The 9,350-nt window shown below is 52.6% G+C and carries 11 protein-coding genes; 5 read left to right on the top strand and 6 right to left on the bottom strand.

Annotation, left to right across the window (positions count from 1 at the left end):
- Positions 1-210: 210 nt before the first annotated feature.
- From HMPREF2907_RS09075 to HMPREF2907_RS09060, 4 genes are all read right to left on the bottom strand, one after another.
- On the bottom strand, positions 211-804 hold the full coding sequence (locus HMPREF2907_RS09075) for a DNA glycosylase (protein WP_049225394.1): 594 nt from the start codon (positions 802-804) through the stop codon (positions 211-213).
- Positions 805-857: 53 nt separating this feature from the next.
- The gene (locus tag HMPREF2907_RS09070) at positions 858-1,760 is read right to left on the bottom strand and encodes a DMT family transporter (protein ID WP_070682362.1); all 903 of its coding nucleotides are present in this window, start codon (positions 1,758-1,760) and stop codon (positions 858-860) included.
- Between the two features lie 47 nt (positions 1,761-1,807).
- The gene (locus HMPREF2907_RS09065) at positions 1,808-2,425 is read right to left on the bottom strand and encodes a phosphoribosylanthranilate isomerase (RefSeq protein WP_070682359.1); all 618 of its coding nucleotides are present in this window, start codon (positions 2,423-2,425) and stop codon (positions 1,808-1,810) included.
- A gap of 186 nt (positions 2,426-2,611) precedes the next feature.
- Entirely contained in the window at positions 2,612-3,235 is a 624-nt protein-coding gene (locus tag HMPREF2907_RS09060; RefSeq protein WP_070682356.1) for a biliverdin-producing heme oxygenase, read from the bottom strand.
- A gap of 470 nt (positions 3,236-3,705) precedes the next feature.
- Between HMPREF2907_RS09060 and HMPREF2907_RS09055 the strand changes: the two genes are divergently transcribed.
- Genes HMPREF2907_RS09055 through HMPREF2907_RS09045 form a run of 3 tightly spaced genes read left to right on the top strand, consistent with a single transcriptional unit; the run spans position 3,706 to position 5,450 of the window.
- Positions 3,706-4,242: a gamma carbonic anhydrase family protein gene (locus tag HMPREF2907_RS09055; protein ID WP_070682353.1), complete on the top strand. Its 537-nt coding sequence runs from the start codon at positions 3,706-3,708 to the stop codon at positions 4,240-4,242.
- Between the two features lie 40 nt (positions 4,243-4,282).
- On the top strand, positions 4,283-4,882 hold the full coding sequence (locus HMPREF2907_RS09050) for a Maf family protein (RefSeq protein ID WP_070682350.1): 600 nt from the start codon (positions 4,283-4,285) through the stop codon (positions 4,880-4,882).
- A gap of 25 nt (positions 4,883-4,907) precedes the next feature.
- Positions 4,908-5,450, top strand: coding sequence for a hypothetical protein (locus tag HMPREF2907_RS09045; protein ID WP_070682347.1), 543 nt, complete (start codon positions 4,908-4,910; stop codon positions 5,448-5,450).
- Between the two features lie 152 nt (positions 5,451-5,602).
- Here the strand turns inward: HMPREF2907_RS09045 and HMPREF2907_RS09040 are convergent, their stop codons facing one another.
- Positions 5,603-6,868 (bottom strand): Glu/Leu/Phe/Val family dehydrogenase, encoded by a 1,266-nt coding sequence (locus tag HMPREF2907_RS09040; protein WP_070682344.1) that lies wholly within the window; start codon positions 6,866-6,868, stop codon positions 5,603-5,605.
- Between the two features lie 396 nt (positions 6,869-7,264).
- Here HMPREF2907_RS09040 and HMPREF2907_RS09035 point away from each other — a divergent pair, with 396 nt between their 5' ends.
- Complete coding sequence (locus HMPREF2907_RS09035; protein ID WP_070682339.1) at positions 7,265-7,975, top strand: phosphoglycolate phosphatase; 711 nt, start codon at positions 7,265-7,267, stop codon at positions 7,973-7,975.
- Between the two features lie 292 nt (positions 7,976-8,267).
- Positions 8,268-8,735: a recombination regulator RecX gene (gene recX / locus HMPREF2907_RS09030; RefSeq protein WP_070682335.1), complete on the top strand. Its 468-nt coding sequence runs from the start codon at positions 8,268-8,270 to the stop codon at positions 8,733-8,735.
- 76 nt (positions 8,736-8,811) lie between these two features.
- Here the strand turns inward: recX and HMPREF2907_RS09025 are convergent, their stop codons facing one another.
- A complete protein-coding gene (locus HMPREF2907_RS09025) occupies positions 8,812-9,306 on the bottom strand; it encodes a DUF302 domain-containing protein (protein WP_070682332.1) in 495 nt (164 codons plus the stop codon).
- Between the last annotated feature and the right edge of the window lie 44 nt (positions 9,307-9,350).

The raw sequence follows: 9,350 nt of genomic DNA, 5'->3' as shown, positions 1-9,350 counted from the left end.
CCGTACCGGTTTAAAGTTAATCCACTATAACGGTTCATTTGACCTTTAATAATAAGGTACCCTCTGCCTGCCGTCATTCCCGCACAGGCGGGAAGCCATGTTTGAATTTAAGAAACTGTTTCTCAAACATCCGTATCTTAAAACCTCCAAGTATGTACCCCACGGCAACTCATCCTTGCGCAGGCGAGATGTAACGACGGTATAAGTACCTCACACCAAACCCGCCATTTCGAAAAACGCCCGATACGCCGCCGCCTTTTTCGCCAAACTCAAAGGATAAGCACGCGAAGTGGACGGCAGGCGGGTTAGGGTCAAATCCCGTCCGGCAAACGGAAACGGCACGGTTTCGCCCGTTTTCGGCATTTTGATACCGCCGCCCTGAATATCAAGCAGGACTTCCGTCGCCTTGCCGCCGGTGGTGCAGATATGGCGGCAGTCGGGCATCTGCGCCAACACCGCCGCCAAATCGACGGTTTCGACCACTTGCAAAAACTTGTCCGACGCATTGCCGTGTTCCCGCACCGCCTTTAATACGGTCGGGCAGGACGCAATCCCTCGTTCGCGCAAAAACGCCTTGATTTTCTCCGCATCAAACGCTTTTTCAGACGACCTTTGGAAATGCGCCGCATCATTAAAAAACACCAGCCCGTAGACGCGCCACATATCGTTTTGGAAATTCGGATAATGAAACTGCATCGCGCGTTTGTCTTCCTTGGGCGGAAACGTCCCCATCATCATCACCGTCGCCTGCGGCGGCAGCAAGGCGGGAAAAGGGTGGGTTTCGATTTCAAGCGGAGCGGACATCATGATTTCCTTGATAAAAAATATTGAACACAAAGCAGCAGGTTGCCACCTTTTCAGACGACCTTCTGCCCGTAACGCATCAGCGTCATGCCGCCGACCGCTGCCGCGCAGCCCGCAACCAGCGAAATATGCAGCGGTTCGCCCAAAACCCAAGCCGAAGACAGCATACCGAAAATCGGCACGAGCGTAATATACGCCGCCGCGCTGCCTGCGCCCAAAGTCTTCACGCCTTCGAAATACCACGCGTAGGCCAATACCGTCGCGCCGATGACCAGCCACGCCAATGCCGTCCAACCGCGTGCATCCATCGCCGCCATTGCCTCAAACGGCAATCCGTCCGTCCACAACGCTACCGCTGACAACATCAGCGCGCCGATGAATGAAGTTGCCGCCGTTACCGTCAACGCGTCTATCCCGCGCAAAACCGCACGCCCGATTAAGGTATAAGCCGCCCAGCAGACCACGCAGCCGAAAATCAGCCACTCCCCCGCCTTGATGCCGCCCGACAACACCGTCAAGGGCTGTCCTTGCGTTACCGCCACAATGGCACCGCTGACCGCCAGCAGCATACCCGCCAAAATCTTCGCGTTTAAACGCTCGCCGAAAAGCCAAGCCGCCAGCAGCAGCGTCAGCACGGGATTCACCGCCACAACCACCGCCGCCTTACCCGCAGGCATCGCCTGCAAACCCAGCATGAAAAACACCGCATAGCCGCACACCCCTACGGAAGCGGCTGCCGTCAAGCCCAGCCATTGCCGCGCCGACAAAGCCGCCAAAGTCGCGAACCTGCTGCGCGCAAACAGCCAACCCAACAACAAAACCGAAGCCAACACAAACCGAACCGCCCCGCCCGTCAGCGGCGGCAGCGACTGCCCCAGCATCCGCCCCATCGGCCAAGACGCACCCCACAACACCGCCATCCCCAGCAGTTTCAAATGTACAGCATAACGTTCCATCTCATTCCTTTATCAACAAAGGTCGTCTGAAAACCCGATTTTCAGTTTCAGACGACCTTTGCAGCCGCCACAAACGCCGCTATTTTTTCCTTGTCTTTAATCCCTGCCGAGCTTTCCACGCCGCCGGACACATCCACCGCCACCGCGCCGCTGGTTTTCACCGCGTCGGCGACGTTTTCGGGCGTCAGCCCGCCCGCTAAAATCCACGGTTTACCGATATTGCCGCGCAACAGCGTCCAATCAAAACTCTGCCCCGTGCCGCCGTATTCGGTCGGATGGTAAGCGTCGAACAACAGCGCGCGCGCGTTGGGGAACTTGGCGCAGGCCGTCTGAATATCGGCGGCAGACTGCACGCGCACGGCTTTGAGATACGGACGGTCAAATTGGCGGCAGAAGTCATCGTCTTCATCGCCGTGAAACTGAATCACGTCTATCGGCACTTGGTGCAGGATTTCGCGGATAACGTCCGACTGCTCGTTCACAAACAACGCAACCACCGACACAAACGGCGGCAGCACCGCCACGATTTCCTTCGCCTGCACCGACGTTACCGCGCGTTTGCTTTTTGCGTAAAACACCAGCCCGACGGCATCCGCGCCCGCTTCGGCGGCGGCAAGGGCATCCTCGGGGCGGGTGATACCGCATATTTTGGTACGGATTTTCATATCTCCCCTCTCTTTAAAGATATTTGCAAAGCAAGGATTATAGCGGAACAGCCCGCCATGACGGCAACAGGCTTCATAAAGAAATCTTGCTGAGACCTTGAAAAAAGCCCTTCCCCCGACAGCCGAAAACCTGTGTTTGGGTTTTGGCTGTCGGGGGAAGGGCTTTTTTGCAAAGGTCTCAAACCATTAATGACGCTGCGGAACAAAGTCTTCCGGAGCTTCCGCACCTTCAGGCAGACCGAAGGTTTCACGCAAAACGACTTTGTAGAACGCAAACGCATCTTTTGCACCTTGAATCGCTTCGGCTTCGGCTTCAGGGCTTAAGCCCAAAACATTCAGATGCTCGACAAAGGCACGCCAATGTTTGCCGCGTCCGTTCGGATGGGGGGCGAGGTGGCGCGCGCCGTGTTCGCCGGTGTAATCCAGCTTTTGCGCGTGTTTAAACAAAAATGCCGCGCCCAAATTGGAACCTTCGGCGCAATACAGCCAACCGATGGATTTATTGCCGGTTTCATGCGGCAGCGGTTTGCCGTATTCGTAAGGTTTGTCGCCCAAATCCGCCAAGTCTTGCGTTAACGCGTCGTAACGCGCCATGTATTCCAGCTCGGGAATGGCTTTGTTCAACTCCGGGTCTTTATAGATATGATCGACCGCTTTGTGGAACACGGATTGCAGTTTTAAGAATTTGATGTAGTTCTCTTTGTTGGCAAACGGCTCGACAGACATGACCAAGTTGTCCACGCTGTCGTGAATGGGTGCGGTTTGCTCCTTCAGCCGCTTGGCAAACGTCAGCTCTTGTGTTTCGCTCATGTGAATATCCTTCATAAAGTTTCAGACGACCTTCAGGCCGCCTTTATTTAAACAAGGTGGATTGGATAGGCTTGAAAACGGATATGGGATGGAAGCGGAGGTTTGTAGGATTGGAAACCACCAAATGTGTTTGAAAACTAACTATAGGGTTTTGTTATTTTATGAAATATTTTTTAAAAATATATATTATTTTAATTTAAATGGCAAGATAATGATTTTCAATTATTCAAAAATACAAAAAAGTAACGAATAACCCTCCCCTTCGGCAACACTTCGGTAAACAAATGATTCAGGATTTACAGAAAATGATTCCCAAACCTTAAAAATTATTATTGGCAAATTCATAACTGCATATCTACAGGAAGTTCGTATAGCTTTCTTGCTTCCCCTGCATCAACAGGGCATACTCCCACCATACCGAGCCGCAGGTCGCCTGAAACCTGCCATACCGTCAAAAAGAAAGAGACAACATGAACCCCATCCGCCCATTCTTAAACCATACCCCGCAAATCCACGAATCCTGCCTTATCGATGAAACTTCGGTCATCATCGGCGAAGTATCGCTTGCCGAAGACGTATCCGTCTGGCCGTATGCCGTCTTGCGCGGCGACGTGAACAGCATCAGCATCGGCGCACGCAGCAACGTACAGGACGGCAGCGTCTTGCACGTTTCGCACAAAAACGCCGAAAAACCCGAAGGTTCGCCCCTCATCATCGGCGAAGACGTAACCGTCGGACACAAAGTCATGCTGCACGGCTGTCGTATCGGCGACCGAGTTTTAATTGGTATGGGTACGATTATTCTGGACGATACCGTCATCGAAGACGACGTAATGATAGGCGCAGGCAGCTTGGTACCGCCACGCAAGCGTTTGGAAAGTGGCTATCTCTATGTCGGCTCACCCGTCAAACAAGTCCGCCCGCTGACCGACAAGGAAAAAGAATTTTTGAAATACTCGTCCGCGCATTATGTGCGCCTGTCCGGACAACACAAACAGTCAAAATAATTTTCAGACGACCTTATATCCTTTTAAAAAAGAAAGTGTTATGCACACACTCTACCTAGCCTCCGGCAGCCCGCGCCGCCGCGAAATCCTCGAAAACCTCGGATTCAAAGTTATCCGCATTCCTGCCGACATCGACGAAACACCGCATTCCGACGAAAACGCCGCCGATTATGTGCAACGTATGGCGCAGGAAAAAAATGCCGCCGCTGTCGAGCAATGGTTTGCCACCCACGACGCGCAGCCCGAATATCCGATTCTGACCGCCGACACTACGGTCGCCTATCAAAACCACATTCTCGGCAAACCGGAAACCGAAGCCCAAGCAGCCGAAATGCTCGCCCGGCTTTCGGGGCAGACGCATCAGGTGCTGACTGCCGTATGCGTATATTGGCAAGGGAAGACACGCGGCGTTTTGCAAACAAGCGATGTACGTTTCAAAACCTTGTCTGCCGACGAAATATCCGCCTATATCCGAAGCGGCGAACCGATGGACAAAGCGGGCGCGTATGGCATTCAGGGTTTGGGCGGCGTGTTTGTCGAGCATTTGCAAGGCAGCTTCACCGGCGTGATGGGCCTGCCCGTTTACGAAACGGCCGGTTTGTTGGAACAATTCGGATTGAGCGTTCCGCCATTTGCCTGATTTTAAATACCTCCAAACAAACATCATGAAAACATACGCCTTCCCCTTTTTATCCGCAGTATTCCTTCTTGCAGGCTGCACTGCTTTTTCAGACGACGGCACACCCTCCGTCCACAAAGGCAACGACAGCATCCTCTCTTTCGGAAAGCTTGGCTCTGCTACGGAAGATGCGCCTGCAGGCGGCTGGGTCATGCTCGGTGATCAATACACCTATGTGTTAGACGAAGGGTCGTCTGAAAAGCTCTCTCCCATCTTTAAGGCCAAACTGAAACATCCCTACGAAATCAAGTTTGCCTATTCTGTGAAGAATATCAAAAAGGCAGGGGTTACCGTTTGGCAGGAGGATCGCAGATTCAGCACACTACTTTGCCTGTCTTACCCCCATGCCGATAAAGATGAAGAAAAAACACTGGAAAAATTGGCGTTCACCTCCAGTAAAGGGAAAAAACGCCATTCAGGTGCATCAACCTCGACGGCAAAATCTATCAACCCGCCCCGGCTGCCGGTTCGGGTTTGCCGCTGCACGTCAATCTCGACATCCACACCCGCTCTTCCGACAAAAACCTGACAATCGACGTGCCTCCCCTATCCGCAGGCATACGACCCGCAATGCCACCCGTCCGCCCGCTCCATTTTTAAGCACTATCCGCCGCACAAACCAAAAGGTCGTCTGAAAATTTTTCAGGCGACCTTTTCTCAAGCTAACGCTTCAAAATTTGATCAGTACCAACCGCGCAGCTTCATCGCTTTTTCAACGCGGCGGATACTCATCATGTAAGACGCGGTACGCAGGTCCACATCATACTCTTGCGCCAGATTCCAAATATCGCGGAACGCGCGGCGCAGGACGACGGTTTCTTTTTCTTGAACTTCGTCAAATTCCCAGTAATAGCCTTGCAGGTTTTGCACCCATTCAAAATAGGAAACGACCACGCCGCCGCAGTTCGCCAGAATATCGGGCACGACCAATACGCCGTTTTGATGCAGGATGGCATCGGCTTCGGGCGTAGTCGGGCCGTTTGCGCCTTCGACCACGATTTTAGCGCGAACTTTGCCTGCGTTTTCGGAAGTCAGTTGGTTTTCCAGCGCGCAAGGGGCGAGTACGTCCACATCCAGAGCCAAGAGTTCGGCGTTGCTGATTTCTTTGCCATAACCCGCTTCGTTGGTAATGAAGCCTTTTTCTTGGAACTCTTTGAAGAGGGCTTCCATATCCAAGCCGTTTTCGTTGTAGATGGCGACATCAACGGTGGAAACGGCAACGACTTTCGCGCCGGATTGATGCGCGTAATAGCCTGTGTGATAGCCCACATTACCGAAGCCCTGAATGGCGTAGGTCGCGCCTTTGACGTCTTTGCCGAGTTTTTCCAAAGCTTGGACGGCGGCGAAGTTTACGCCGTAACCCGTCGCTTCGGTACGCGCCAAAGAGCCGCCGAATTCGACCGGTTTGCCGGTAAACACGCCCGGCGCGGATTTTTTAACGACGTTTTCGTAGGCATCAACCATCCACGACATGATTTTGCCGTTGGTGTTCATATCGGGAGCGGGAATATCGATTTTCTCGCCGATGAGCGGGGAAATGGCTTCGGAATAAGCGCGTGAAATGCGTTCCAACTCTGCTTCGGAATAATCGCGCGGATCCAAAGTAATGCCGCCTTTGCCGCCGCCGTAAGGAATGCCCGCAACGCAGCATTTGATGGTCATCCAAATCGACAGGGCTTTGACTTCGTCCAAATTCACATTGGGATGGAAGCGCACGCCGCCTTTGTACGGGCCGACGGCGTTGTTGTGTTGCGAACGGTAGCCGGTGAAGGTTTTGACCGTGCCGTTGTCGAGTTTGACGGGGAAGGTAACTTCCAAAACGCGTTGCGGGCTTTTCAGGATTTCATACACCGCAGGGTCGGCATTGAGCCGGTCGCAGGCGGTTTTGACCTGTTTGCGGGCGATTTCGAAAGGGTTAAGGGTTTCTTTTGCGGCGGATTGGGACATTTCTCTTCCTTCTTATGTCGGGTTGGAGTTTAAAGGCTTTACTATTTGTAACTATAACCAATTTCCAAATGAAATGTAATAGCATGTAGTCGCAAAAACGAGAGTTAGTTAATTTATATATGGTTTTATTTTTCAGACGACAAAAGGGTACATTCAAACTGCTTCTCCCATCCCTTTACAAAACATCCCCGTTTTCCGAACACACCCCAAAAACCTTTGTTTTTAAAAAAAGTCGTCTGAAAATTGAATCAGCCTGCCTTTCAAAGTCAAAGCTTCTGAAAATCAATGAAATGCCATTTCAAGCTCCAACTATATTATTAACAATCCATCTGAAAACTACCTGTCGGGAAACAATGTTAAAATACGCGTCCCTGTCATTCACGAGCAAAACACATTATGACCGCCGCCATCGAACACGTCCAAGCCGCTGCCTTTGATTTGGACGGCACATTATGCGATTCCGTCCCCGACCTTGCCGCCGCAGCTGAAGCCATGCGCGAATATCTCGGCATGGAGCCGCTGCCCGCCAAAACAGTAGAAAGTTACGTCGGCGACGGCATCGGCAAACTCGTCCACCGCGTCATCACCAACGACCGCGATCAAGAAGCCGCGCCCGATTTGTGGGAAAAAGGTTTCGTGTTCTACATGAAATACTACCGCGACCACTTGAGCGACTTCACCCGCCCCTACCCCGAAACCGAAGCCGGGCTGGCATTGCTCAAATCGCTGGGCATCCCGCTGGTGGTCATCACCAACAAAAACGAAATCCTCGCCGCCGAACTCTTGAAACAGCTCGGACTCGCCGACTACTTCAGCCTGATTCTCGGCGGCGACAGCCTGCCGGAAAAGAAACCCAGCCCGCTGCCGCTGCAACACGCCGCCGAAGTCTTGGGCATCGATCCCGCCAACATGATCATGGTCGGCGACTCCCTCAACGACATCCTCGCCGCCAAAGCCGCCGGCTGCCTCAGCGTCGGCGTCACCTTCGGCTACGGCGACATGACTTTATTGTCGCAAGACAAGGCGACCCAACCCGATTGGATTATCGGCTCACTGCCCGAAATTTACGAAAACCTGCGACCGAAAAAAGCAGAAGACGACGAGTAATCAGTATCCTTGTTTTCAGACGACCTTTATTTCCGTTTCAAAGGTCGTCTGAAAATAAAACAGTGGAAATAAAAAGATTCGTCATTCCCGAACAAAGAGAATGACGGAATGAAAGTTTTTTATTTCCCACTATCTTGCAACCTGCAAGTCAGATTCAAGAATCTGACCTACGAATGGAATCCGGCTTGCCAGGTAAAGACCGAATGAAGTTTTTTTATCCTCACTATCCTACAACCCGCAAGTCAGATTCAAGAATCTGACCTACGAATCGACCTTTTCAGACGACCTCTGCATGAAACCCCAAAAATCCCTGCGCGCCCGCGCGATGGACATTCTTTCCCGACAGGAAATCAGCCGTGTCGGACTCAAGCGCAAGCTCGCCCCGTATGCCGAAAGCGAAGAAGAACTGGAAAACGTGTTGGACGAATTTGCCGAACGCAACTGGCAATCCGACCAACGCTACGCCGAAGCCTACATCCACAGTAAAAGCCGTCAGCACGGTTCCCTACGTCTGAAACAGGCATTGGCGCAGCAAGGTATAGACGAAACCGTCAGCCGCGAATTCATGCCCGACAAAGCGTGCGAACTGCAAACCGCCGTCGCCGTGTTGCGCAAAAAATTCAAACAGCCCGCCGCCGATTTAAAAGACAAACAAAAACAAGCGCGGTTTCTCGCCTATCGCGGCTTCGACATGGACACCATCCACGCCGCGCTCAAAAGCAGTTGGGACGAAGAAGTATTCGACACTTCGGAAGAATAGTAAGCCTGTTAAAAATAAAAGGTCGTCTGAAACCTTTTTTCGGTTTCAGACGACCTTTCAATTATTTGGCTTATCCCTATTCCGCTACCGTTTTACGGATGAGCTTTTCAGCATTGGCGAGCGTGTTTTCCACTTCGGCAAACTCGATTTTGCTGCCCGACATCAGCGCGCGCGTGTCGTTGAACACGACTTGGACTGCGCCGTCGGTTTCGGTAACGAGGACGCGCAACGGCAGTTGCAGGGCGAAGGCAGGGTCTTTTTGCATCAGCGGCGTGCCGGCTTTGGGCGTGCCGAAGACGATGACTTTCGCGGGCTGCATGTCCAAACCGCTTTGGCGCGCGGCGGCTTGGTGGTCGATGACGGCGAACACGGTCATGCCTTTTTCTTTGACGGCGGTTTCCAAACGGCGGACGGTATCGTCGAAACTGTATTTGCTGACGGCGGTATGGGTTTGATTCATGGCGGAACTTTGTCGGGAATCAGGTTGTCGGGCGGCATCGCCGCCGTGTGAGGCGCAGGCGGTCAGGGCGGCGAGGATGGCGGCTGCAGCGAAGGGGCGTATCGGTTTCATGTTTTTCCTTGGATAAAAGGTCGTCTGAAACGTTTCAGACGACC

Source organism: Neisseria sp. HMSC055H02 (assembly GCF_001813335.1).
Classification (GTDB): Bacteria; Pseudomonadota; Gammaproteobacteria; order Burkholderiales; family Neisseriaceae; genus Neisseria; species Neisseria sicca_C.
The sequence above is the reverse complement of the archived record's forward strand: the minus strand, read 5'-3'. Positions and strand labels throughout refer to the sequence as shown.

Excerpts from the sequence above, each read along its gene's own strand:
- HMPREF2907_RS09070 (WP_070682362.1), bottom strand. The coding sequence starts at position 1,760 with ATGGAACGTTATGCTGTACATTTGAAACTGCTGGGGATGGCGGTGTTG.
- HMPREF2907_RS09065 (WP_070682359.1), bottom strand. The coding sequence starts at position 2,425 with ATGAAAATCCGTACCAAAATATGCGGTATCACCCGCCCCGAGGATGCC.
- HMPREF2907_RS09060 (WP_070682356.1), bottom strand. The coding sequence starts at position 3,235 with ATGAGCGAAACACAAGAGCTGACGTTTGCCAAGCGGCTGAAGGAGCAA.
- HMPREF2907_RS09055 (WP_070682353.1), top strand. The coding sequence starts at position 3,706 with ATGAACCCCATCCGCCCATTCTTAAACCATACCCCGCAAATCCACGAA.
- HMPREF2907_RS09045 (WP_070682347.1), top strand. The coding sequence starts at position 4,908 with ATGAAAACATACGCCTTCCCCTTTTTATCCGCAGTATTCCTTCTTGCA.
- recX (WP_070682335.1), top strand. The coding sequence starts at position 8,268 with ATGAAACCCCAAAAATCCCTGCGCGCCCGCGCGATGGACATTCTTTCC.
- HMPREF2907_RS09050 (WP_070682350.1), top strand. The coding sequence starts at position 4,283 with ATGCACACACTCTACCTAGCCTCCGGCAGCCCGCGCCGCCGCGAAATC.
- HMPREF2907_RS09075 (WP_049225394.1), bottom strand. The coding sequence starts at position 804 with ATGTCCGCTCCGCTTGAAATCGAAACCCACCCTTTTCCCGCCTTGCTG.
- HMPREF2907_RS09025 (WP_070682332.1), bottom strand. The coding sequence starts at position 9,306 with ATGAAACCGATACGCCCCTTCGCTGCAGCCGCCATCCTCGCCGCCCTG.
- HMPREF2907_RS09035 (WP_070682339.1), top strand. The coding sequence starts at position 7,265 with ATGACCGCCGCCATCGAACACGTCCAAGCCGCTGCCTTTGATTTGGAC.
- HMPREF2907_RS09040 (WP_070682344.1), bottom strand. The coding sequence starts at position 6,868 with ATGTCCCAATCCGCCGCAAAAGAAACCCTTAACCCTTTCGAAATCGCC.